The organism is Rhodococcus xishaensis, from assembly GCF_004011825.1.
GTDB lineage: Bacteria > Actinomycetota > Actinomycetes > Mycobacteriales > Mycobacteriaceae > Prescottella > Prescottella xishaensis.
The window spans coordinates 483,033-505,932 of sequence record NZ_RKLO01000001.1 but is presented as its reverse complement, the minus strand read 5'-3'; the positions used below and the strand labels follow the sequence as shown (position 1 = coordinate 505,932).

Here is a 22,900-nt window from a genome sequence, read left to right as displayed (position 1 = left end):
CTCATGCCTCCGTTCGTGGGACGACGGCCCGATCGGCAGCGGTGCGCAACGAGCGGACGGTCAGTTCGTCGGCCAGGTGCCGCTTGTAGGCCGCGGTGCCGCGAGGATCGGCCACCGGTTCACATGCCTGCCCGGCCAGTTCACCGGCCCTGTGGAACGTCTCCTCGGTGATCGGTTGCCCCCGAAGGAAATCGCCGATCGCCGCCACCCGCTCGGCGTCCGGTTCTACCGCGGTGAGTCCGACCGACGCCCCGCCGATGCGGTCCTCGTCGAGCCACAGTGCCGCCCCCGCGGCTGCGATGGCCCAGTCCCCCACGCGTCGTTCCACTTTCGAGTAAGCGCTGGATCCTGGATGCTCCGGCGGGGTACGGGGGACGCGGACCTCGACGAGGATCTCGTTGCTGCGTACGGCAGTTTCGTACGGGCCGACGAGAAACTCGTCCATCGGCACCTCACGCACGCCGGTCGGGCCACGAATGACGCAGACGGCGCCGACCACCGAGCACACCGTCGTCAGATCCTCGGCTGGATCGGCCTGGCAGAGCGAACCGCCGATGGTGCCACGATTGCGCACTACCGGGTCGGCGATCACACGCTCGGCGTCCCGGAAGATCGGGAACACCTTCGCCAGGTCGTCGGACTCGAGCATCTGACGATGTCGGACCATCGCGCCGATCCGGACAGCGTCTGACGCGACCAAGATGTATCCCAGTTCGTCGACAAGGTCGTTGATGTCGATGAGGTACTCGGGGTTGGCCAGCCGCAGCTTCATCATCGGCAACAGGCTGTGACCGCCCGCAACCACCCTTGCCTCGTCGCCCAGCCGATCCAGCAACGCAATCGCATCCGCGACGTCGGCGGCGCGTTCGTATTCGAACAATCCCGGAACCTGCATGTGTCACTCCTCACAGAGCCGGATCGTTTCCAGCCTGTTCCAGGGTGAAGGCCACCGTCAAGGCCTATTCAGCGATCACTTGATCTCGGTGCCGTAATCATTCGGGTCGGTCATGGTGAATACGTCCGTGCAGGTCACGTAGCGGTCGACCCCCGCCACCCCACCGCCGAGCGATGATCTCGGCGGCGATCGACACCGCTGTCTCCTCGGGTGTGCGCGCACCGAGATCGAGCCCGATAGGACTCGACAACCTCGACAATTCCTCATCCGTCAGACCGGCCTCACGCAGCCGCGCGAGACGGTCCAGGTGGGTGCGCTCGGAGCCCATCGCCCCGACGAAGCCCACGTCGGGGAGGCGCAGCGCTACCTCGAGGAGCGGGACGTCGAACTTGGGGTCGTGGGTGAGGACGCAGATCACGGTGCGCCTGTCGATCGCACCGGCCTCGGCCTGTGCGGCGAGATATCGGTGCGGCCAGTCCACCACCACCTCGTCGGCGGTCGGGAACCGGCTAGCGGTCGCGAACACCTCGCGCGCGTCACACACGGTGACCCGGTAGCCGAGGAACGCACCCTGCCGCGCGACGGCGGCGGCAAAGTCGATCGCACCGAACACGAGCATCCGCGGCGGCGGCGCGAAGCTCGAGACGAACACCCGCAGGCCCTCCCCGCGGCGCTGCCCGTCAGGTCCGTACTCGAGGACCGCGGACCGGCCTGCGGCCAGCAGCCCGCGCCCGTCGTCGGTCACGGCCTGGTCCAGACGAGCGGAGCCGAGCGATCCGCTTGCGTTCTCCGGCCGGACAACGAGATGGCGGCCCACCCGCGCACCGTCGGGGCGATCGATGTCCGCGATGACCGTAGCGACTGCGACCGGCAGGTTCTCGCGGATGTCAGCGACGACCGCATCGAGGTCCGGGAAGGTGTCGCGAGAGACCGGCTCGACGAAGACGTCGAGGACACCCCCGCAGGTGAGGCCGACCGCGAAGGCGTCCTCGTCGCTCACACCGTATCGCTCGAGAACCGGCCGGCCGGTGCCGACGACCTCCGACGCGAGGTCATACACCGCGCCCTCGACACAGCCACCCGAGACGGACCCGGTGACGCTCCCGTCCGGTGCCACCAGCATCGCGGCGCCCGGATCTCGAGGCGCAGACCGGAATGTCGCGACCACCGTGCCCAGTCCAGCTGTGCCGCCCGCCCGCCAAATTGTGAAGAGATCGGACAAGACGTCGCGCATCGCGTCAGCCCCCAGTTCCGGCCGTCGCCTTTGGTGAGGTTGTTCAACAGCGAGCTTATTCCGTGGTGACGCGGCTAGGATCGGTTCTGGTGGTGGCGTGTGAATTTGGTATTCATCAATCAGCGTGCACGGGGCACCCCGGACGGGCGGGTATGCTTCTGGCCGCGCCTCCGTAGCTCAGCTGGATAGAGCAAGAGCCTTCTAATCTCTAGGTCGCAGGTTCGAGTCCTGCCGGGGGCACTCATCTCATCAGACTTAACATGCCAGATATCGGTCTGAACTGTTGGAATTCCGATTCTCCACGACCTTCATATGACGAGTGAGAGAGCGTTGCGGAGGCCAAAGTGGGGAGTAAATGGGCAGTGGCACCTACCCGGCCCAGCCCGTTCCCGGAACACGGATCCAGCTGACTGACCCCCGATCTCCAGGGAGCCTCCGTCCTCCTGCGACGGGGTTCTCCCCCTCCCCTTCCGTGCGACCTCCCCTGCCGTGCCACGCTGTCGACGATGCGCCGCAGACACCCGCGGCGATAGCAGTGGTGGGTTCGATCGGGTTCACGGCGCCTCCTCGCCGGTCAGCTTCTGTGGGCGATGCGGGCTTCGATCAAAACGTTGTGCAGGACGATTCCCCAAACATTTGCGGTAGGCACTGTTAGATTCCTTCCCGCCGGGAGGGATTCACTCGCGTTCTTTCGAGGTACCACCGGTGCACGACCACCCGCACGCGGGCCCGCATACGGAGAACAAGAGAAAGAGAACTCCTTGATCAAGTCAGTACGTGCCGCCGCCGCAGCAGCCTTGGCCGCGCCGCTCCTGGCCGCCGTGTTCGCCGCGCCGGCCAACGCCGGAGTCAAAGACGTCACCCTCTCCGCCAAGGTTCAGGGCAACGACGTTGAAGTCATCATCACCAACGACAGCCAGAGGACAATCGTCTGCCACTGGACGGCAGCGGAAGACCGGATCTTCGGCGAGTCCTACCGAGCCTTCTTCCAGCGTGTCGAGTCCGACGAGGTGTATCGCTTCCCGGTGACCGTCGCCGATGGTAGCTATAGCATCAACTGGAACTGCGTCACCCCGCTCGGCGGCGAGACGTGGGGGTCGACGTGGGACACAGGGCGAAAGACGGCCGATCCGTTCCTGTTCACCGCCCCGGCTGATACCGACGACGAGGGCACCGGTTCAGGCAGCCTCGGCAGCCTAGGGAGCACGTCCGGCAGCTTCGGCAGTTCCTGACCGCCCCCTTTCTGGCCCGGCACCATTCACGGTGTCGGGTCAGAAGCATTTCGGGCCCGCTGTTCGTCCGTGTTGGTTCGGGTCCGCCCCCGCTTAGCACACTCGTTCGATCGTTCGGCATGTAGCTCGGCTTCCTATGAGTGCCGCCGTCAGCTGTTGTGGGGTACGGGGGCTTCGATCGGAACACTGCGCATGGCGATTTCCCGAACTTTGTCGGGCGGGACACTGTTAAATTCCTTCCCGCCGGAAGCGATTCACTCGCGTTCTTTCGAGGTACCACCGGTGCACCACCACCACCCGTACGCGGGCCTGCATACGGAGAACAAGAGAAAGAGAGCTCCTTGATCAAGTCAGTACGTGCCGCCGCAGCAGCAGCCTTGGCCGCCCCGATCCTGGCCGCCGTGTTCGCCCCGCCAGCCAACGCCGCACCCGAAGACGTCACCCTCTCCGTCGACGTCAGGGGCAACTTCGTTGACGTCGCCATCACCAACAACAGCTCGGGGATGATCACCTGCAACTGGGTGGCAACAAACGACGCCAATCCCGAAATCAAGAACGAGTCCCCGCATTTGAACATCCATCCCAACCGTGGCTGGGTCATCACGACGGTATTCATCGATGGCGACTACCACCTCAGCTGGTCGTGCGGCGACGCTTTGAGTGGCGAGACATGGGGGACAGGGGAAACCGGGCGAGAAACGGACCAGCCTCATGCATTCACCGCGGCGTTCAGCCCCGCCGGTAGCCTCGGCAGCACCGGCACTGGCAGCCTTGGCAGCCTCAAGTACGGGGGACTCGCGAGCCTCGAGTACGGCAGCCTCGGCAGCCTCGAATACGGCAGTTTCGGACTTTCTTAACCATCCCTTTCTGGCCCGGCACCATCACGGTGCCGGGCCAGAAGCATGTTCGGGCCCACTACTCGGTCGTGCTGGGTCGGGTCGGCCTCTCACCTGACACACCCCGTTCGGTCGTTCGCCATGTAGCTCGGCTTCTTGTGTGTGCTGCCGCCAGCCGTTAACGGTGATTCGGGCTTCTTCGATCAACGGCAGATGTTAATTTCCTTCAAGTCGGGGCGGAGATACCCGCGCTCTTTCGAGGTACCACCGGTGCACTACCACCCGCACGCGGGCTGCATACGGAGAACAAGCGAAAGGGGAACTTGTGATCAAGTCAGTTCGTGCCGCCGCCGCAGTAGCCTTGGCCGCTCCGCTCCTGGCCGCCGTGTTCGCCGCGCCGGCCAACGCCGCACCCGACGACGTCACCCTCGCCGCCGAGGTCGAGGGCAACGACGTTTGGGTCACCCTCACCAACAACAGCCAAGGGGAGATTGTCTGCCAATGGAATGAAAGGAACACCACCAACCCCTCAGCCGAACCAAACGTTTTCGTGACGACGCAGATCCAACGCGGCTACGAGCGTCGCATCGGGGCGACCTTCGTCGATGGCGACTATCAGATCTGGTGGACGTGTAGCCACCCAGATACTTCCGAGACGTGGGGCACGGGCGAAACCGGACGCAAGACGGCTGAGCCGTTTCCGTTCACCACCTCGGGCAGCACCGACGATGACAGCACCGGACCCGGCAGTCTCGAAGACTTCCTCGGGACCCTCGGCCTCGGCGGTCTCGAAGGCATCCTCGAGATCCTCGGCCTCGGCGGTCTCGAAGGCATCCTCGGGACCCTCGACGCCGGCAGCCTCGAAGGCATCCTCGGGACCCTCGACGCCGGCAGCCTCGAAGGCATCCTCGGGACCCTCGACGCCGGCAGCCTCGAAGGCATCCTCGGGACCCTCGACGCCGGCAGCCTCGAAGGCGCCCTCGGGGCCCGCAACTCCGGCAGTCTCGAAGGCGTCCTCGGCTTTTCCTGACCACCGCTTCCTGGCCCGGCGGCATCGCAGTGTCGGGCCGGAAGCATGTTCGCGCCCGCTGTTCGTTCGTGTTGGTTCGGGTCCGTTCAACGACGCGCTCGCCAGGTCAATGGGTTGTGTTGGCACCGAATAGGAGTCTGAGACGACCGTGGCCCGCCCCATGCGGGGACGGGCCACGGTCACACCCGGTGCGGATCATTCCTCTTCGGGCAAGTCCTCGGGCATGTCGAAACGGAGGAGTTTCTGCTCGCCGGTCTCTGCGGGGTCGGGACGATCGACCTGGTCAGCCGGCGACATGTTGTCGACCTTGGAGAGATCGGTTCGCATATAGATCACGTTGTACCGATCCCACGTCGTCAGTACGAAGTACAGGTCTGAACCGGTCGCCCACGGGTGCATGAACCCGCCGTACAGCGCCGGCAGCGTGACCGCACTGATGAGCGTCTCGGTAGCGCTCCACGGGCCCTCCAGTTGGTCGGCCATCCGGATCTTCAGGCCACCTATGTCCGTGTACATCGCGATGTACTTGCCCAGGTAGTCATTCCACTGCACCGACAGCTCGCTGACCGGCGCCTTGATCACCGGCACCGCGTCCGCGATGTCCGGCGACCAGTCGGCCCCAGTCCAGTACTCGTACGTGCTCGGATCTTCTATGGCCTCCGGGGTCGCCGGCACGCGAGCCAGCCGCGCGGAGCCGGAACGCCCTGAGGGGGTGCCGAATTCGTAGATGAACCCGTCACCGCCTGGCACGAAGGCACTCATCTGCCAATCGCTGTTGTAGGGAGAAATCTCTGGTATGTCGGGGACAAGGTCCGCAGGGATTTCGGGAATGATCGAGTCGAGATTGACCCGGGCGGTCGGCAGCACTGGATTCCACGTTTCACCGTTGTCGTCCGAACGGGCGATTGCGGAGTAGTTCGTCGTCCACTCGCCGGGTTCGTCCCATGAGCGCACCGACATGAAGCGAACGTACTGGACCCCGTCCACCGCCACACCGGCCGTGGGTATCACGGTGTACTCGGGGAAGCTGCCCGGCGGAGCCTCGAGCAGGCCGTCGATGACCTGCCTGGAGAAGTTCACAGCGGGCGGCGGGGCGAGCGGCGAGTTGTCGATCCGCATGCCATCGCTCAACGTGGTGTCGCTGCTCCGGAACAAGACGTTGCTACGCCACTGGGTGCCAGGTACGTCGCAGTCACCGACGGTGTCCCCGAAGGCCATCAGCACCTGTCCTTGGCCGCCATCCCACATGATGCCGAGGTCCGTGCCCGAGACACTGTACTTCTCGATGCTCTCGTTCGGACTGCCCGGACCGGTGACCATCTCGATCGCCTTGGTGCGGCCCCTCAGCACCGGCAGCGCGCCGTCGGGCGAACCAATAATCCAGGGAAGCGAATTCACGAGGGAACCCGTCGCGCTGCCTAGGCTGCCCGAGCCCAGGCTCCCGATCAGGCCTTCGGTGCTTCCCGAGCTGCCGCCGCTGCCGGAATTGCCAGAGCTACCCAAGCTTCCGCTGCTACCCAAGCTGCCACTGCTACCCAAGCTGCCACTGCTACCCGAGCTACCGCTACCGCTCTGCCCGCACGGCCCCCCGTGCCCTTCGGCTCCGACCGGAGTCGTCATCGCCACCGACAGGCCGACGGTGACCGCAGCAGCCGACAGCGCTGCGGTCCAACTACGATTCACTGCTCTCACAGACTGTGTCCTTCCCATCGCTCGAGGGGGGAGACGAGCCGGACGAAACCTCCCCCCAGGTGTGCGCCGATCAATGAGCAAACCATGAAAGACCGACGACGACGCTGAAGCTACGAGTGCGATTTCCGTAGAGTCGCGTTCGCTTCCCGTTCTTGCCGGCAGGGTGCTCCGCCTCGGACAACGACGAACCGGCAACAGCAGCAGAATCTGCACTGTCGATGAAGGCCGAGTGCTGCTGGAGGAGTCTGCTGTCTGCGCAATCGAGCCCACCCCCTACGCCGGCACCGCCGCCGAGGTCGCAGGTTCGAGTCCTTGCCGGGGCACCGAAAACAGGGGACTCTTCGACGACAACGGCCCGTCCCCCGTCGGGACGGGCCGTACGTCACGCGCAGGTGCCGATCATTCCTACTCGGGCAGGTCGTAGCGGAGGAGTTCCTGCTCGCCGGTCTGCGCGGGGTCGGGACGGTCGAACTGGTCAGCCGGCGACATCTTGTCAACCTTGCGGAGATCAGTCCGCATGTAGATCACGTTGTACCGGTCCCACGTCGTCAGTACGAAAAACAGATCTGACCCCGTCGCCCACGGGTGCATGAACCCCGCATACAGCGACGGCAGCGTGGCCGCACTGATGAGCGTTTGGGTACCGCTCCACGGACCCCACGGGTCGTCGGCCTGGCGGATCTTGAGGCCGCCCGCGTCCGTGTACATCGCGATGTACTTGCCGAGGTAGTCATTCCACTGCACCGATAACTCGCTGACCGGTGCCCCGATCACCGGTTCCGCGTCCGCAATGTCTGACGACCAACCAGTTTCCGTCCAGTACTCGTACGTGCTCGGGTCTTCAAAGTCCGCCGGGGTCGCCGGCACGCGAGCCAGCCGCGCTGCCCCGGCACGGCCTGAGGGGGTACCGAATTCGTAGACGAACCCGTCTCCGCGGTCTGGCACGAACGCACTCATCTGCCAATCCCCGTTGCCCTTCGAAAGCGCTGAGGCGAGGGTGAGGCGGACTGTCGGCAGTACCACGTCCCATATCTCGCCATTGTCGGTCGAGCGGGCGATTGCGGAGTAGTTCGTCGTCCACTCACCGGGTTCGTCCCATGAGCGCACCGACATGAAGCGAACGTACTGGACCCCGTCCACCGCCACACCGGCCGTCGGGATCACGGTGAACTCCGGGCGGTTGCCTGGCGGAACGTTGAGCAGGCCGTGGATGACCTGCTTGGAGAAGTTCACAGCGGGCGGCGGGGCGAGCGGCGAGCTGTCGATCCGCATGCCATCGCTCAACGTGGTGTCGCTGCTCCGGAACAAGACATTGCTACGCCACTGGGTGCCAGGTACGTCGCAGTCACCGACGGTGTCCCCGAAGGCCATCAGCACCTGTCCTTGGCCGCCATCCCAGATGATGCCGAGGTCCGTGCCCGAGACACCGTACTTCTCGATGCTCTCATTCGGACTGCCGGGACCGGTGACCATCTCGATCGCCTTGGTGTTGCCTCTCAGCACCGGCAGCGCACCGTCGGGCGAATCCAGAATCCACGGAAGAGAATCCGCAACCGAACCCACCGCACTGCCCAGGCTCCCAACCAGGCTTCCCGCGCTCCCGGAACTACCTGAGCTGCTCGAACTACCCGAGCTACCGGAGCTGCCCGAGCTACCGGAACCACCGCCCCTACCGGAACCACCGCCGCTACTGAAGCTACCGGCGCTACCGGAGCTGCCGGAACTACCGGAACTACCGGAGCTGCCGGGGCTGCCGGGGCTGCCGGGGCTGTCCGGGTTACCGCCCCCGCTCTGCCCGCACGGCCCCCCAACCGGTCCCTCGGCTGCTCCCACCGGAGTCGCCATCGCCACCGACAGGCCCACGGTGACCGCAGCAGCCGACAGCACGGCGGTCCAACTACGATTCACTGCCCTCACAAACTGTGTCCTTCCCATCACTCGAGAGGTGACCTGCTCGTATTCCCCCGAGGTGTGCGCAGACCAATGAGCAAACCATGGAACACCAACGACATCGCCATTAATGGTGCGATTTCTTTGGAACCCAAACTCTTCCTGTTCTCGCAGGATCGATTCGGCTACGGTGACCGCATGACTACGGATGCACGGATCGACCGAGTTCAGCTGGGTGAATTAACGTTCGACGTCACGATTTCCGGACCGGACGACGGAACCCCGGTCGTACTCCTGCATGGGTTTCCCGAGAGTTCGGCGGCTTGGCGGCTTGTTACTCCGCGGCTGGTCGACGCGGGAATGCGCGTCATCGCGCCGAATCAGCGCGGCTATTCGCGCGACGCCCGGCCACAGGCCATCGAGGACTACCGGGCCGATCGCCTCGTCGAAGATGTCGTCGGACTGCTCGATGCCTATGGCCTGGACTCGGCGCACCTGGTGGGTCACGACTGGGGTGCGGCCGTCGCCTGGGAGGTCGCCGGACACCATCCGGACCGACTCCGTAGCCTGACCGCGGTGTCGGTCCCGCATCCGGCTGCGTTCGGATGGGCCCTACGTGAGGATGAGGACCAACAGCGCCGCTCCAGCTACATCAACCTGCTCCGTCAGGAAGGCAAAGCAGAAGCTGTCTTGCTGGAGGACAACTCGCGGCGACTGCGAGCGATGTTCGGCGACGGGGTCGACCCCGAGCTCGTCGAGGAGCACGTGCGACTCCTGTCCGAGCCCGGGGCGCTGGCGGCTGCGCTGCATTGGTACCGCGCCATGGTCCAGGAGTCCGAGAACCTGCCACCGGTACGGGTGCCCACGACGTACGTGTGGAGCACCGCGGATCCGGCGCTCGGTCCGGCTGCTGCCAAGCGGTGCGTCGAGTTCGTGGATGCGCCATACCGTTTCGTCGTCCTCGACGGTGCCAGCCACTGGATTCCCGAGGAGAACCCGGATGCCCTGACCGACGCGATCCTCGCGCACGCGACGGTCGGCTGACGCATCGGTCAGCTCGGGAGGGTGCCGGCCGCACTGCGCGCCGGCCCCTGCACCACCGACACTGCCGCGAGGCCGACACCCAGGACTACGAGCAGCCCCACGATCCCTGCCCGGTCGGCACCGAGCCACCACGCGAAGAAGCCGAACAGCGTCGGCGCAAGAAAGGACACGGCACGGCCCGTGGTGGCGTAGAGGCCGAACAACTGGCCCTCACGCCCGGGCGGGGTGATCCGGGTGAGGAAACTGCGTGCCGAGGACTGCACCGGCCCGACGAACAGCGACAGCAGCAGCCCGAAGATCCAGAACAACGCCGGACCAGAGATCGCCAGCAGCACGATGCCGACGACGATCATCGCGACCAGCGAGGCCACGATGACGAGCTTCGGACCCGTACGGTCGTCGACACGTCCGCCGACGACCGCACCCAGTGCGGCGACAACGTTGGCCGCAACGCCGAACAGCAGGACGGTGTCGGACGCGAGTCCGTATACATTGACCGCGAGCACCGCTCCGAAGGTGAAGACGCCGGCCAACCCGTCGCGGAACAAGGCACTCGCGATGAGGAATTTCACGATGCGCCGATCGACGGCCCACAACTCGCGCAGGTCTCGCCACAGCCCCCGGTAGGAGTCGATGAATCCCCCCGTGTCCGCACCCGGGTCGGCGGAGGTGCGTGGCACTTCGGGCACCATCAGCAGCACGGGGATGGCGAACACCGCCAGCCACACAGCCGCGAGCAGCGCGACCAACCTGACGTTGAGACCGCCCTCGGTGGTCAGCCCGAGCAGGCCGCGTGTGTCGCCGTCTCCGGAGATGAACCCGAAATAGCATACGAGCAGCAGCACGATGCCACCGAAATAGCCCATCGCCCAGCCGAACCCGGACACCCGACCGACGGTCTCCGGCGTCGAGACCTGACGCAGCATGGCGTTGTACGGCACCTGAGCGAGTTCGAAGATCACCGAGGCGAAGCCCAGCAGGACCAGGCCGAGCCAGAGGTAGTGATAGTCGTCGACAACGAAGAACATGCCCGCCATCGCCGCGACCGTCAGGAACGTCAGCACGGCGAGTGAGCGCTTGCGCCGACCCGTCGCATCGAATCGCTGTCCGCTCACCGGCGCGAGCACCGCGACGAAGAAGCCTGCGATGCCGAGAGACCATCCCAGCCAAGTACTCGCAGACACCGAACCGGGCAGGTCGTCCCCGACCGCGTCGGTGAGGTAGACGGAGAACACGAACGTGAGGATGACGGCGTTGAACGCCGCCCCACCCCAGTCCCAAAGGCCCCATGCCGCGATCTGGCGTCGTGTCGCCGCCTGACCGATGCCCGCCTCCCCCGCCACACCGGCGCTCATGGCTCCTGAGCCTAATCGCGCACGCCGTCGACCTGCGGCCACAACACACCAACCTATTTAAGCACCGGGTTGCATACTCACCCTGTTGCATACAAGATGTTGGTCGTGGCACTCGAACACGCGATCCTCGTGTCCCTCAGCGAACAGTCCGGCTCAGGGTACGAACTCGCGCGCCGGTTCGACAGGTCGATCGGCTTCTTCTGGAGCGCCACCCACCAGCAGATCTACCGCGTACTCAAGCGGATGGACGATGCGGGCTGGGTCACGGGCGAATCGATCGCACAGGACGGTCGCCCAGACAAGAAGGTGTACCACGTCTCGAGCGCGGGACGGGCCGAAGTGGCCCGCTGGATCGCCGAGCCCACCCAACCCGGACCCCTACGCAACGAACTCGCCGTGAAGATCCGCGGCGTCGCGAACGGGGACGTGGCCTCACTGCTCGCCGAGGTACGCCGGCACCGCGACGAGCATGCCGCGCGCCTCGACCTGTACCGGCGCATCGAACGACATGACTTCCCCGAGCCCCGGGACCGCACCGGCCGGACCCTGCACCAGTACCTCGTCCTTCGTGGCGGCATCCTCGTCGAGGGAGGATTCGTCGACTGGTGCGATGAGGTGCTGGCCACCCTCGGCAACCAGCACTGACGACGTTCCCACGGTAAACCTCCTACCCGACCGAAAGGCCAGGCATGACCTCCTCCTTCCCACACATACTCGCGCCGCTCGATCTCGGCTTCACGACGCTGAAGAACCGCGTGATCATGGGTTCGATGCACACCGGCCTCGAGGACCGCGCGAAGAACACCGGGCGCCTGGCCGAGTACTTCGCCGAACGGGCACGCGGCGGCGTCGGGCTGATCGTGACCGGCGGATACGCTCCCAACCGCACCGGGTGGCTGTTGCCGTTCGGCGCCAAGCTGACCAACCGGCTAGAGGCCCGGCGGCACCGCACCATCACCAAAGCCGTCCACGACGAGGGTGGCAAGATCGCACTGCAGATCCTGCACGCCGGCCGCTACAGCTACCAGCCGTTGAGCGTGAGCGCATCGTCGATCAAGGCGCCCATCAACCCGTTCCGCCCCCGACGGCTCACCAGTCGCGGCGTGAAGTGGCAGATCCGCAATTTCGTGCGCTGCGCGCGCCTCGCCCAGTCGGCCGGGTACGACGGCGTCGAGATCATGGGCGGCGAAGGCTATTTCATCAACCAGTTCCTGTGTGAGCGCACCAACAAGCGCACCGACGAGTGGGGCGGCACATCGCAGAAGCGTCGGCGGATGGCCGTCGAGATCGTTCGTCGCACCCGTGCCGCAGTCGGGCCGGAGTTCGTCATCATGTTCCGCCTGTCGATGGCCGATCTCGTCGAGGGCGGGCAGACCTGGGACGAGATCGTCGCGCTCGCACAGGAAGTCGAGGAGGCCGGGGCGACGATCATCAACACCGACATCGGCTGGCACGAATCTCGGGTACCGACGATCGTGACATCGGTACCGCGGGCAGCGTTCGTCGACGTCACCGAGAAGCTCGCGAAGCACGTGTCGATTCCGGTCGCGGCGTCGAACCGGATCAACATGCCCGAGGGGGCCGAGGAGATTCTCACCCGCGATCAGGTGCAGCTGATCTCGATGGCCCGGCCGATGTTGGCCGACCCGATGTGGGTTCGAAAGGCAGAGGCGGGCACGCCCGACGAGATCAACACGTGCATCGCTTGCAACCAGGCTTGTCTCGACCACGCGTTCGGCAACAAGCACGTCTCGTGCCTGCTCAACCCGCGTGCGGGCCGTGAGACCGAATTGAAGCTGCTGCCCACACGCCGGAAGAAGAAGGTGGCCGTGGTCGGTGCCGGACCCGCCGGACTCTCAGCGGCGCTTGGCCTTGCACAGCGAGGTCACGCCATCACGTTGTTCGAGGCTCGGGACGAGATCGGCGGCCAGTTCGGGATCGCGCAGAAGATCCCTGGCAAGGAAGAGTTCGCCGAGACGATTCGGTACTTCCGGCGCCAACTCGAACTCACCGGGGTCGATGTGCGACTCGGGACCCGGGCCGAGGCCGCCGACCTGATCGCAGCCGACTACGACGAGGTAGTGATCGCCACCGGCGTCACCCCGCGTGTGCCCGACATCGCCGGCATCGACCACCCGAAGGTGCTCTCCTACGCCGACGTCGTCCGGGATGGTGCGACGGTCGGAGGTACGGTCGCGGTGATCGGCGCGGGCGGCATCGGCGTCGACGTCAGCGAGTTTCTCACCCACGAGCACTCCCCCACGCTCGACCTCGCCGAATGGAAGCGCGAATGGGGTGTGACCGACCCGGAAACGGCCGCAGGCGCCCTCACCAAGCCGGAGCCGTCACCGTCACTGCGCGAGGTCTACCTGCTGCAGCGCAAGCCCGGTCGGATCGGAGCGGGACTCGCGAAGACCACCGGCTGGGTGCATCGTGCCGCACTGAAGGCCAAAGGCGTCGAAGAACTTTCCGGTGTCAACTACGAACGCATCGATGACGAAGGCCTGCACATCACGTTCGGCGAGAAGCGCGAGCGTCCCCGCACCCTCGCCGTGGACAACGTCGTGATCTGCGCCGGTCAGGAATCGGTGCGCGACCTCGTGGACGACCTCACCACGGCGGGCGTGACGACGCACATCATCGGTGGTGCCGACGTTGCGGCCGAGCTCGACGCCAAGCGCGCCATCGAGCAGGGCACGCGCCTGGCAGCGGGGATCTGACGCATGACCACCATGTTTCCCATGACCCGCTACGCTGCACAGTCGTGAGTCTGCCGAATCCCAACCCTGACGCGCGCGCGGTCGTGACCGGCGCTTCCTCCGGCATTGGCGAGGCGCTCGCCGCCGAACTGGCCGCGCGCGGACACTCGCTGATCCTCGTCGCTCGCCGCGGCGAGGTGATGGAGAAACTCGCCGCAGAGCTACGCGAGAAGTACGGCGTGGAGGTCGAGGTCCGTGCCGCGGACCTGTCCGACCGCGATGCCCGCGGCCCGCTCGTCGCCGAACTGGCGGAGCGGGAGATCTCGATCCTGTGCAACAACGCGGGCATCGCGACGTTCGGGCCGCTCACCGAGCTGGATCCGGGCTACGAGCGCGACCAGGTCGAGCTCAACGCCGTCGCTGTGCATGATCTGACGTTGGCCGTCCTGCCCGGCATGGTGGCCCGCAGGTCCGGTGCAATCCTCATGGTCGGCTCGGCCGCCGGCAACATGCCGATTCCGAACAATGCGACCTATGCCGCGACCAAGGCGTTCGTGAACACCTTCTCCGAGTCGCTGCGCGGCGAACTCAAGGACAGCGGCGTCAATGTCACGTTGCTCGCCCCGGGGCCCGTCCGCACCGAGACCCCGGACCCGGCCGAAGCGTCCATCGTCGACAAGCTCGTACCCGATTTTCTGTGGATCTCGAGCGAGTACGTCGCGAAGGTCTCGCTCGACGCCCTCGCCGAGAACAAGATGCGGATCGTACCCGGCATCCTCAGCAAGGGTATGTCGGTTGCCGGGCAGTACAGCCCCCGTTCCGTCGTCGCACCCATCGTCGGCACGTTTTACAAGAAGCTGGGCGGCTGACCCGGACCATCTAGGGTCCAGTAGTACTGCGAATACCGGAACGGGGCGCCGAAACCCGCTGATCTCAGCGCTGGTTCGGTGCCCCGTCCCGGTCACCCCGCGACCAGGCCGTGCCGGTTCATGTCGCGGGTGGAATTCGCACGCGCGCAGCCGTATTTCCTGCGCCGTCTACGAAGTTGTCCACTGTTGACACCACCCCGACCGGGCCTGACTACTGTGTGTCTCGTGCAGGACAAACTGGTATGGATCGACTGTGAAATGACGGGCCTTCGGCTCGGTTCGGACAAGCTCATCGAGATCGCCGCACTGGTGACCGACAGCGACCTGAACATCCTCGGCGACGGAGTGGACATCGTGATCCACGCCGACGACGACGCGCTGGAGGCAATGCCCGACGTCGTGGCCGAGATGCACATGCGCTCAGGGCTCACCGAGGAGGTGCGCGCGTCGACCGTGACCGTGGCCGAGGCTGAGCGAATGGTGCTGGACTACATCCGCGACCACGTACCTGTCGCCGGCACTGTGCCGCTCGCCGGCAACTCGATCGCTACCGACCGTGGATTCATCGCCCGGGACATGCCCGAACTGGATGCGCACTTGCACTACCGCATGATCGACGTCAGCTCGATCAAGGAACTCTGCCGACGTTGGTACCCGCGCATCTACTACGGCCAGCCGGAGAAGGGCCTCGCACACCGTGCACTCGTCGACATCAGGGAGTCGATTCGCGAACTGCGGTACTACCGACGGACCGCCTTCGTCTCCGATCCGGGACCGTCCAGCGTCGAGATCGCGGCCGTCGCGAAGGAGCTGGGGCCCGCCTGACCTGGCGATTGGCCCAATCGTCGATCGTCAGGCTAATATTTGTCTCGCTGAAGCCGCCGGTTCCGACCGGCAGCGATGCGATGGTGAGTGTAGTTCAGTTGGTAGAGCACCAGGTTGTGATCCTGGATGTCGCGGGTTCGAGTCCCGTCACTCACCCCGAGAAAGACGTCCTCTGGCGATGCCGGAGGGCGTTTTTCGTTGCCCCGTTTCCGAACCGCTCTCTGGGGCTCCGGGTTCGGCGCAATCCGACGAAACAGTCCCGCGCGGTGCCTAGTCGAACAGCGTGGGCGCGTCCCCGCCGCTGGGCTCGCCGGCGGCGCGCATGGTGCGAGCACCGGGTTCGGCCTTGCGGACCACGGTCAACGTGGTCGTCCGGCGCGAAAGCCGACGTCCGTCCGCGTGCTCGAGTAGCGCCATACCGTGCCTGACCTCGAGGACAGTCCACGGGCCCGCGTGCCCCGCCGCCTGAACGAGATCTCCGACTCCCACCGTTTCCACGCTCAGCTCCCGTTACTTAGGATGATTCGGTCATACCCAGAATAGTCGGAAGCTACGCATTTCCTGCGCTCCAAGTCTCCCACGGGATGTTCCAGTCACCGAGCCCGTCGGTGCCGGACAACGTCGCACCGACCGTGTTCTTGACGATCACGATGTCGCCGCGCTTGGTGTTGTCGTAGATCCACTTCGCGTTCGATGGGCTCAGGTTGAGGCACCCATGGCTGACGTTGGTGTACCCCTGCTCCGCCACCGACCACGGAGCGGAGTGGAAAAAGATGCCACTGTAGGACATTCGCGTGGCCCAGTCGACCGGTGTGCGGTAACCGTCGGGCGAGTTCACCGGCACACCATATGTGGATGAATCCATGACGAGGTGATCGAAGCGATCGCCGATGATGTATATGCCGTTTTCGGTCGGCGTGCTGTCCTTGCCCATCGACGTCGCCATCGTCTTCACGTCGCGCCCAGACACGTTGACGGTGACCTGCTTCGTGTCGTCGTCAGCGGTGATGACTACGGCGTCGCCGATCGTGAACGACGATTGCACGTCCTCCTGGCCGAACAGCCCCGTACCGAGATCGCGTCCGTACACATTGACGTCGACGGTCACCTTGGTCCCCGGGGCCCAGTAGTTCTGTGGACGCCAACGCACCTCGCGGTTGTTCAGCCAATAGAAGGCTCCCTCGACGGGCGGGCTGGTGGTGATGTCGATAGCCGCCTCGGCAGCCTTGCGGTCGGGGATGTTCTCGTCGAACTGGACCGCGACAGGTTGCCCGATACCGACGACACTTCCGTCGCCCGGCATCACATACGGCATGGTGAGGTTCCCCGGCGCACTGGTAGTGAAGGACGTGGTCGTCGTCAACGCGCCACCGAGACCGTACGCGTCGACTTGCAGCGTGTACGTGCGGTTGTATCCGAGCGGCTCCGAGTTGGTCCACGTCATCGCATCGGGCGCGACCCTGCCCGCCACGACCCGCCCCTCGGGGTTGTGAAGGGTCGCGTTCGCCAACCTGCCGTCTGCGACACGGACGGCGACGGGATCCACCGGTGACACACCCACCGCTCCGTCGGTGACCGACGTGGTGAGCTTGGGCTTGATCAGCGCCACGAGCGGATTGGAATTGACGGACGCGGAGTCGGCGGTGGAGGCACCTACTGCGCCCGTCGGGATCGTGCATCCGGTGATGAGCATCACCATGCCCAGCCCCGCCCCGCTGACTGCGACCAGCGCCTGCAGCCGCTTTCCTCTTGCCCCGCCCCTGCGCCAACACCGACCAGCGCCCCTGATCCCCATGCAAACCCCACTTCGCACTGCGCAAACCACAGAGCCGCGCCCCCAGGAAAAGGCCCAACCGCGGATCGCTGACCATCCGCATCACTGCATGATGGCAGTTCCGACGAACACCCCACTTTCACGCGCCGAAGGCCGAAGTAACGGTCGAGTACCGATCGTCAGCTGCGGGTCGAGGGTTGCCGCGTGACTGATTTGCGTTAGCTCGAGGCGGTCCGTTAGTGTTCTCCTCGCACTGAGCGGGGGTCACCTCGCGAAGGTAATGCGCCGCTAGCTCAACTGGCAGAGCAAGTGACTCTTAATCACTGGGTTCGGGGTTCGAGTCCCTGGCGGCGCACGCTGGTTCTCGCCGGCGCAACGAGCGCCTATAGCTCAATTGGTAGAGCAAGTGACTCTTAATCACTGGGTTCGGGGTTCGAGTCCCTGTGGGCGCACCGAGAAGGCCTCGCACGCGAGCCGGATTCACACGGTCGTCGCAACGTTCTCTATGCGGGAGGTTGCGACGGCCGTGTCGTTTCCGGAGGGATGAGCCCCCAAACGATCTACCGAGCGACGTTCCCCCGGACCGACGGCACGCTCAAACGTGAAGTTCAACAAGCGCTTCGGAGCCTCGAACACGCCGATGCGCAGTTGGCCGGCCGCCCGCACAGACGCTCGGCTGAGATATCCCAGCCGAGCGTCTGCATGATCTACTTACTGCCTACTCGGGCGGAGCGACGACATCGACCGTCGCCAGCGGACCGGCGCCGGCGTTGAGCGGGTCGCTGCTCGAGTCGCGAGGAACGCAGCGGGTGTTGGCCCACTGGATTCCGAAGAACGAAGCCTTCGGCAGGAAGGTGTTGAAGTTCTCGTAGGCATTGAAGTTGCCCGCGTCACCATCCGTCCGCAGCTTGGGCTCGATCGGTGTTCCAGCCTCCCCGGCGACCACCGTGACGTCGACGGCCGGCAACTGGAACCAACTGTCACCGTTCTCGTTCGGCGTGCCGTCGAGGTTCAGCTGCAGCTTCGGTGCGCGGATGCCGCCCTCGGATCTGGTACTGACACTTTCCGAGGGCCCGTTCCCGATCACTTCGTTGTCTCCGGACAGACGCAAGATCTGACCGGTGTCGGACGGGTTTCCGGTCTCGTCGACGCGGATGACGCTCGGAGGCACGTTGTCGAGGTTGGTGCCCGAGCCGACCACCGCGGCTTCGACGAAGGTCGAGTTCTCCGGGATCATGAAGTCGAGCTTGAGCCGTGAGACATTCCTCGTCGTCGCGCCGGAATCGCGGTTCGGGTACGAGGACGGACCTGGCTGAATGCGGTAGGTGAAGGTCTCGCCGGCTTCGACCTGGGTCGGGGCGGTGACGCTCACAGACGTGTCCTGGATCTTCGTCACGTCGATGATGCTGTTCGCCTGACAGGCCGCTTTGTAGTTCGTCACCGTCGTGACCGGGTCGTTTGCCGCGGACGCCGCCTGTGCGCCGATCAGAATCGTCCCTGCCACGAGCGCTGCGCCTGTGATGGGGGCGGCGCAGTGCCTGAATAACGGACTTCTCATTCGTCACTCCTCTTCAGATATTGCTGATGGATGGGAGAGAGATCCGCGCAGATCGGGAACACCATAACGACTTCATCACGGCGGTGTAGCGCTTTTGCAGAACAAACGGTCTAGTTGTTGCTGCCGGTTTGCTAGTCGGCGATTAGATTACCGGCGAGTAGCCGCCGATCGACCCGCTCAGGGCCCGTTCCCAGGGGGTATTAGCTGTACTAACGACACATGGTCCGTCCAACCCTGTGCCCGATCGATAGCTCTCGCCTCATCGCGATCTCTCGATCCTGGGTTTGCTGTGGGCTGCCAAGAGTGGACGAATCACGCATCGGCGGCGTATGCGACGGGCCGAGACTCGCGGAACGATGCCGTTGAGGTGGCTCCGAGTTCCGGTGATCAGGCCGCTCGATACGACACCGGGTTATCGCATCGATCGAGGTTGCTTGTCGAGGGCTTCGACGGGCATCTTCCATCCGAGTGGAGTGCCGAGTGTCGGGCAGGGTCTACCGTTGAGGGAAGTCTGGATCTGTCGCCTTCGGGAAGTATTGCCGCATAGGACTATTGACGTCCTGGACGGCACCGGATTGACGCGCGCTATTCGGGTCGACGAAGTAGACCTTCACCCCGGCGTCGACGGCGAGGGTGATCGGAGAGTTCTTCGCCCCGATCCCCGTTGACAGAGCGCGGCTACCGCAGATCCGTCCCCGCCGCTCGAGCGACCTTGTGCACCCCACCGCGCTGCGCCTTGCACCACGCGATGTCCCCAAGCTCCACGAACGACGGATACCGGCCCGTGAGCGGGATGACGATGTACGTCGGCATCCCGCCACGCTCCCATTCGGTTGTTCAGCGGAAGATCTTGCGTAGCACCAGGAATCCGACGACGGTACCGGCACCGATGAGAGCCGCTTTGACTGCGGGCTCGTTCAGCTTCGCGAGCAGGTTGTGCTTGGTCGTCTCGACCAGCCGCTTGGGGTTGGTCCGGACAGCGAGCACGTCGAGTGTTTCCGCGAGCTGATTGCGGGCGTTCTCGATGTCCCGCTCGATGGCCTCGGTGTCCCTGGGCACGTGTCCTCCAACTGTCGAAATCGGTGCGGCTGTGATGCTGCTGTGCCGGTCACGCTACCGGCACCGGTCGTCACAACCGTAGAACAGTGCGCGAGCGGGGCGGATTTCGTCCGTCAAGATGGTGTACGAGCCGTCGGGCGTCTTGGGTAGCCTCATTCGCTGTGACCGACAACAGGCTTGCACCCGGAGACCGCGCCCCCGACTTCACGCTGCCCGATGCCGACGGCAACGAAGTGTCGCTCGCCGACTATCGGGGACGCAAGGTGATCGTGTACTTCTACCCCGCTGCGAGCACGCCCGGGTGTACCAAGCAGGCTTGCGACTTCCGCGACAGCCTCGCCGAACTCAACGAGGCCGGCCTCGACGTCGTCGGCATCTCCCCCGACAAGCCCGCAAAGCTCGAGAAGTTCCGCGAGAGCGAGGGCTTGAACTTCCCTCTGCTGTCGGATCCGGAGAAGACAACACTCACCGCGTGGGGCGCATTCGGCGAGAAGAAGATGTACGGCAAAGTCGTCCAGGGCGTGATCCGGTCGACCTTCCTCGTCGGCGAGGACGGCCAGATCGAGGTCGCGCAGTACAACGTGCGGGCCACTGGGCACGTCGCGAAGCTGCGCCGCGACCTGTCGGTCTGACCCGCTCGATCACTCGACTCGATCGCCGAGGCCCTGTAGGAACAGGGCCTCGGCCACGGCCAGGTTCTCGATCTCAGACGGGTCGACGCTCTCGTTCGGGGCGTGGATGAGCGCTCGTGGCTCCTCGACCCCCATGAGCACGATCTCGGCATCGGGAAACTGCTCGGCCAGCACGTTGCACAACGGAATGGATCCGCCCTGGCCCGCAACCACGACATCGGCACCGAACGCAGCCGTCAATGCAGCCGTCAACGCGGCATACCCGGGTCCCGATGTCCGCGCCTGGAACGGCTCACCGAAGGCCTCCCGCTCGACCGTGACGTGCGCGCCCCAAGGCGCCGCCTTCTCGAGATGTGTGACCAGCGCATCCTGCGCCCGGACCGGATCCATCCCCGGCGGGACCCGCAGGTTGAGTCGGGCCGAGGCGCGCGGCTGGATCGCGGCAGCGGACCCCACAACCGGCGGCGCATCGATGCCGAGGATCGTCAGAGCCGGGCGGGCCCACACCGCGTCGGCGACAGACCCCGACCCGGTGAGCCGGACACCGTCGAGCACCCCGGCATCCTTGCGGAATCGCTCTTCTGGGTACTCGGCCCCGTCCCAGACCTGGGCGGTGTCGAGTCCGCTGACGACGGTATTTCCCCCGTGGTCCCGCAGTGTCGAGAGCATTTGCACGAGCGCAGCGAGTGCGTCCGGTGCCGAACCCCCATACATGCCCGAATGCAGCTCTCCTGCTAGGGTTTCCACGCTTACGACGACATTCACGATGCCCCGCAGACTGGTCGTGAGCGTGGGTGCGCCGACCGCGACGTTGCCGGTGTCGGCGATCACGACGACGTCGGCCGCGAACAGTTCGGGACGTTCGCGGACCAACTCCTCGAGTCCGCCGGTCCCCATCTCCTCGGAACCCTCCGACACGATCCGTACACCGACCGGCAACGGCTCGCCCGCCGCCGTGAGAGTTCGCAATGCCAGCAGGTGCATCACGACATTGCCCTTGCAGTCGGCGGCGCCGCGCCCGTACCAGCGCCCGTCCCGCTCGGTCAGCTCGAACGGCGGCGACTCCCACAGCGCCTCGTCTCCCGCCGGCTGCACGTCGTAGTGGCTGTAGAGCAGCACCGTCGGCGCACCCTCGGGGCCGGGCTGATGCCCGACGACGGCCGTCGCTCCGTCGGACGTCTCGACCAGGTCGACATCTGCGATGCCGGCGGCCCGGAACGCGTCGGCGACCCAGTTCGCAGCTCCTGTGCACTGCTCGGGCGGGGACTGTCGGGGATCGGCGATGGACCGGAAGGCGACCAGCGCCGCGAGCTCGTCGCGCGCGGTCGGCATGAGCTGTTCGATCCGGGAGCGGATCCGATCCGACTGTTCCACCACGGCCACCTCCACAATCGCAACGACGGGTCGCGTCCGAGCCTACGAGCCGACGGCGGTCCAGGTGTCAGCGATACCGTGGGACACACGAACAGGCGCCTCGTCGAATCCGGCCCGAAAGACCGATAACCTGTTCTCGTGGAGTCCACAGCCAGCCGCCGTCCACGCCGCAGGGTGGACCCCGCGTTGGAGGTCCAGAGCGACCCCCAGGAGCTGATGCCTCGCCGTCGCCCGACGCAGGAACGCAGCCGCCGCAAGTTCGACGCCCTTCTGACCGCGTCCCGTGAACTGCTGGTCGACGTCGGTTTCGAGTCGTTCACGTGCGAAGAGGTGGCCGCGCGTGCCGATGTCCCGATCGGTACCTTGTACCAGTTCTTCGCCAACAAGTACGTCATCGTGTGCGAGCTCAACCGGCAGGACCTGGTGGGTGTGCAGCAGGAACTCGAAGCGTTCAAGGGCGAGGTGCCCTCGATCGACTGGCTGCGGTTCCTCAACAAGTTCGTCGACCACATGGCGGGCCTGTGGACGTCGGACCCGTCCCGCCGTGAGGTGTGGCTCGCGATGCAGTCGACCCCGTCGACACGAGCTACCGGCGTGATCCACGAGAAGGAGTTCGCCGAGCAGGTCTCCCGCATGCTCGCGCCGCTTACGCCGCACACCCCGCGCGAACGCCGCACGATGATGGCCCAAGTGCTCGTGCATGTTGTGTACTCGATGCTCAACTTCTCGGTACAGGACGGCCAGAGCCACGCCGACGCGGTCGCCGAACTCAAACGGCTCATGGCCGCTTATCTGCTGGTTGCGGAGAAGGAATCTCGCTCGAGCTAGCGGGGAGTCGGTCGCCGACACCTGCCCGGACATGCGGCGAGGCCGGTCGAAGGATTGTGTCCCTCGACCGGCCT

General features: G+C 65.3%; 21 protein-coding genes and 4 tRNA genes. 14 read left to right on the top strand and 11 right to left on the bottom strand.

What is annotated here, in order from left to right; all coding sequences use genetic code 11:
• Window position 1: 1 nt before the first annotated feature.
• Both EGT50_RS02430 and EGT50_RS02425 read right to left on the bottom strand, forming a co-directional pair.
• On the bottom strand, window positions 2–895 hold the full coding sequence (locus EGT50_RS02430; RefSeq protein ID WP_127950988.1) for an FAD binding domain-containing protein: 894 nt from the start codon (window positions 893–895) through the stop codon (window positions 2–4).
• A gap of 97 nt (window positions 896–992) precedes the next feature.
• Complete coding sequence (locus EGT50_RS02425; protein ID WP_127950987.1) at window positions 993–2,129, bottom strand: XdhC family protein; 1,137 nt, start codon at window positions 2,127–2,129, stop codon at window positions 993–995.
• Between the two features lie 166 nt (window positions 2,130–2,295).
• On the opposite strand from EGT50_RS02425, the gene EGT50_RS02420 reads away from it, so the two are divergent.
• The 4 genes from EGT50_RS02420 to EGT50_RS02405 all read left to right on the top strand — a co-directional run bounded on the left by EGT50_RS02420 (window position 2,296) and on the right by EGT50_RS02405 (window position 5,227).
• A tRNA-Arg gene (locus EGT50_RS02420) sits at window positions 2,296–2,369 on the top strand.
• A gap of 521 nt (window positions 2,370–2,890) precedes the next feature.
• Window positions 2,891–3,361 carry a hypothetical protein gene (locus EGT50_RS02415; RefSeq protein ID WP_127950986.1) on the top strand — a complete coding sequence of 157 codons (471 nt, stop codon included), beginning with the start codon at window positions 2,891–2,893 and terminating at the stop codon, window positions 3,359–3,361.
• A 341-nt stretch (window positions 3,362–3,702) separates the two neighbouring features.
• Window positions 3,703–4,218, top strand: coding sequence for a hypothetical protein (locus tag EGT50_RS02410; protein WP_127950985.1), 516 nt, complete (start codon window positions 3,703–3,705; stop codon window positions 4,216–4,218).
• Between the two features lie 304 nt (window positions 4,219–4,522).
• Window positions 4,523–5,227, top strand: a complete 705-nt coding sequence (locus EGT50_RS02405; RefSeq protein WP_127950984.1) for a hypothetical protein — start codon at window positions 4,523–4,525, stop codon at window positions 5,225–5,227.
• 195 nt (window positions 5,228–5,422) lie between these two features.
• Here the strand turns inward: EGT50_RS02405 and EGT50_RS02400 are convergent, their stop codons facing one another.
• Together EGT50_RS02400 and EGT50_RS02395 are read right to left on the bottom strand one after the other, a co-directional pair.
• Window positions 5,423–6,919 (bottom strand): DUF4185 domain-containing protein, encoded by a 1,497-nt coding sequence (locus EGT50_RS02400; RefSeq protein ID WP_235870515.1) that lies wholly within the window; start codon window positions 6,917–6,919, stop codon window positions 5,423–5,425.
• Between the two features lie 405 nt (window positions 6,920–7,324).
• Window positions 7,325–8,836 (bottom strand): DUF4185 domain-containing protein, encoded by a 1,512-nt coding sequence (locus EGT50_RS02395; protein WP_235870514.1) that lies wholly within the window; start codon window positions 8,834–8,836, stop codon window positions 7,325–7,327.
• A 171-nt stretch (window positions 8,837–9,007) separates the two neighbouring features.
• Between EGT50_RS02395 and EGT50_RS02390 the strand changes: the two genes are divergently transcribed.
• The gene (locus tag EGT50_RS02390; protein ID WP_127951359.1) at window positions 9,008–9,853 is read left to right on the top strand and encodes an alpha/beta fold hydrolase; all 846 of its coding nucleotides are present in this window, start codon (window positions 9,008–9,010) and stop codon (window positions 9,851–9,853) included.
• 8 nt (window positions 9,854–9,861) lie between these two features.
• Here EGT50_RS02390 and EGT50_RS02385 read toward each other — a convergent pair whose 3' ends face one another.
• Window positions 9,862–11,208 carry an MFS transporter gene (locus EGT50_RS02385; RefSeq protein WP_127950983.1) on the bottom strand — a complete coding sequence of 449 codons (1,347 nt, stop codon included), beginning with the start codon at window positions 11,206–11,208 and terminating at the stop codon, window positions 9,862–9,864.
• 105 nt (window positions 11,209–11,313) lie between these two features.
• Here EGT50_RS02385 and EGT50_RS02380 point away from each other — a divergent pair, with 105 nt between their 5' ends.
• The 5 genes from EGT50_RS02380 to EGT50_RS02360 all read left to right on the top strand — a co-directional run bounded on the left by EGT50_RS02380 (window position 11,314) and on the right by EGT50_RS02360 (window position 15,757).
• Window positions 11,314–11,853 carry a PadR family transcriptional regulator gene (locus EGT50_RS02380; protein WP_127950982.1) on the top strand — a complete coding sequence of 180 codons (540 nt, stop codon included), beginning with the start codon at window positions 11,314–11,316 and terminating at the stop codon, window positions 11,851–11,853.
• Window positions 11,854–11,897: 44 nt separating this feature from the next.
• Window positions 11,898–13,928, top strand: a complete 2,031-nt coding sequence (locus tag EGT50_RS02375) for an NADPH-dependent 2,4-dienoyl-CoA reductase (protein ID WP_127950981.1) — start codon at window positions 11,898–11,900, stop codon at window positions 13,926–13,928.
• A 44-nt stretch (window positions 13,929–13,972) separates the two neighbouring features.
• Complete coding sequence (gene cmrA, locus EGT50_RS02370; protein WP_127950980.1) at window positions 13,973–14,776, top strand: mycolate reductase; 804 nt, start codon at window positions 13,973–13,975, stop codon at window positions 14,774–14,776.
• A 225-nt stretch (window positions 14,777–15,001) separates the two neighbouring features.
• A complete protein-coding gene (gene orn / locus EGT50_RS02365) occupies window positions 15,002–15,601 on the top strand; it encodes an oligoribonuclease (protein WP_127950979.1) in 600 nt (199 codons plus the stop codon).
• An 83-nt stretch (window positions 15,602–15,684) separates the two neighbouring features.
• Window positions 15,685–15,757: transfer RNA gene (locus EGT50_RS02360), tRNA-His, on the top strand.
• 114 nt (window positions 15,758–15,871) lie between these two features.
• Here the strand turns inward: EGT50_RS02360 and EGT50_RS02355 are convergent.
• Entirely contained in the window at window positions 15,872–16,099 is a 228-nt protein-coding gene (locus EGT50_RS02355; protein ID WP_127950978.1) for a hypothetical protein, read from the bottom strand.
• Window positions 16,100–16,151: 52 nt separating this feature from the next.
• Window positions 16,152–17,396, bottom strand: a complete 1,245-nt coding sequence (locus tag EGT50_RS02350; RefSeq protein ID WP_127950977.1) for a L,D-transpeptidase — start codon at window positions 17,394–17,396, stop codon at window positions 16,152–16,154.
• A 261-nt stretch (window positions 17,397–17,657) separates the two neighbouring features.
• Here EGT50_RS02350 and EGT50_RS02345 point away from each other — a divergent pair.
• Window positions 17,658–17,730: transfer RNA gene (locus EGT50_RS02345), tRNA-Lys, on the top strand.
• A gap of 24 nt (window positions 17,731–17,754) precedes the next feature.
• Window positions 17,755–17,827 (top strand) — tRNA-Lys (locus EGT50_RS02340).
• A gap of 266 nt (window positions 17,828–18,093) precedes the next feature.
• Here the strand turns inward: EGT50_RS02340 and EGT50_RS02335 are convergent.
• From EGT50_RS02335 to EGT50_RS02330, 3 genes are all read right to left on the bottom strand, one after another.
• Entirely contained in the window at window positions 18,094–18,933 is an 840-nt protein-coding gene (locus EGT50_RS02335; RefSeq protein WP_127950976.1) for a hypothetical protein, read from the bottom strand.
• Window positions 18,934–19,611: 678 nt separating this feature from the next.
• Window positions 19,612–19,746 (bottom strand): hypothetical protein, encoded by a 135-nt coding sequence (locus EGT50_RS17320; RefSeq protein WP_268960648.1) that lies wholly within the window; start codon window positions 19,744–19,746, stop codon window positions 19,612–19,614.
• A 24-nt stretch (window positions 19,747–19,770) separates the two neighbouring features.
• Window positions 19,771–19,992 (bottom strand): DUF3618 domain-containing protein, encoded by a 222-nt coding sequence (locus EGT50_RS02330; RefSeq protein ID WP_127950975.1) that lies wholly within the window; start codon window positions 19,990–19,992, stop codon window positions 19,771–19,773.
• A 161-nt stretch (window positions 19,993–20,153) separates the two neighbouring features.
• Between EGT50_RS02330 and bcp the strand changes: the two genes are divergently transcribed.
• Window positions 20,154–20,624, top strand: a complete 471-nt coding sequence (gene bcp / locus EGT50_RS02325) for a thioredoxin-dependent thiol peroxidase (protein WP_127950974.1) — start codon at window positions 20,154–20,156, stop codon at window positions 20,622–20,624.
• Window positions 20,625–20,633: 9 nt separating this feature from the next.
• On the opposite strand, the gene EGT50_RS02320 is transcribed toward bcp, so the two are convergent.
• A complete protein-coding gene (locus tag EGT50_RS02320; protein WP_408014577.1) occupies window positions 20,634–22,007 on the bottom strand; it encodes a dipeptidase in 1,374 nt (457 codons plus the stop codon).
• A gap of 207 nt (window positions 22,008–22,214) precedes the next feature.
• On the opposite strand from EGT50_RS02320, the gene EGT50_RS02315 reads away from it, so the two are divergent.
• On the top strand, window positions 22,215–22,826 hold the full coding sequence (locus EGT50_RS02315; RefSeq protein WP_235870564.1) for a TetR/AcrR family transcriptional regulator: 612 nt from the start codon (window positions 22,215–22,217) through the stop codon (window positions 22,824–22,826).
• Window positions 22,827–22,900: the final 74 nt, after the last annotated feature.

What these genes read in the sequence shown, in the direction of transcription:
- EGT50_RS02350 (WP_127950977.1), bottom strand. Translation starts at nt 17,396, where the DNA reads ATGGGGATCAGGGGCGCTGGTCGGTGTTGGCGCAGGGGCGGGGCAAGA.
- EGT50_RS02390 (WP_127951359.1), top strand. Translation starts at nt 9,008, where the DNA reads ATGACTACGGATGCACGGATCGACCGAGTTCAGCTGGGTGAATTAACG.
- EGT50_RS02385 (WP_127950983.1), bottom strand. Translation starts at nt 11,208, where the DNA reads ATGAGCGCCGGTGTGGCGGGGGAGGCGGGCATCGGTCAGGCGGCGACA.
- EGT50_RS02375 (WP_127950981.1), top strand. Translation starts at nt 11,898, where the DNA reads ATGACCTCCTCCTTCCCACACATACTCGCGCCGCTCGATCTCGGCTTC.
- EGT50_RS02425 (WP_127950987.1), bottom strand. Translation starts at nt 2,129, where the DNA reads ATGCGCGACGTCTTGTCCGATCTCTTCACAATTTGGCGGGCGGGCGGC.
- EGT50_RS02315 (WP_235870564.1), top strand. Translation starts at nt 22,215, where the DNA reads ATGCCTCGCCGTCGCCCGACGCAGGAACGCAGCCGCCGCAAGTTCGAC.
- EGT50_RS02335 (WP_127950976.1), bottom strand. Translation starts at nt 18,933, where the DNA reads ATGAGAAGTCCGTTATTCAGGCACTGCGCCGCCCCCATCACAGGCGCA.
- EGT50_RS02430 (WP_127950988.1), bottom strand. Translation starts at nt 895, where the DNA reads ATGCAGGTTCCGGGATTGTTCGAATACGAACGCGCCGCCGACGTCGCG.
- EGT50_RS17320 (WP_268960648.1), bottom strand. Translation starts at nt 19,746, where the DNA reads ATGCCGACGTACATCGTCATCCCGCTCACGGGCCGGTATCCGTCGTTC.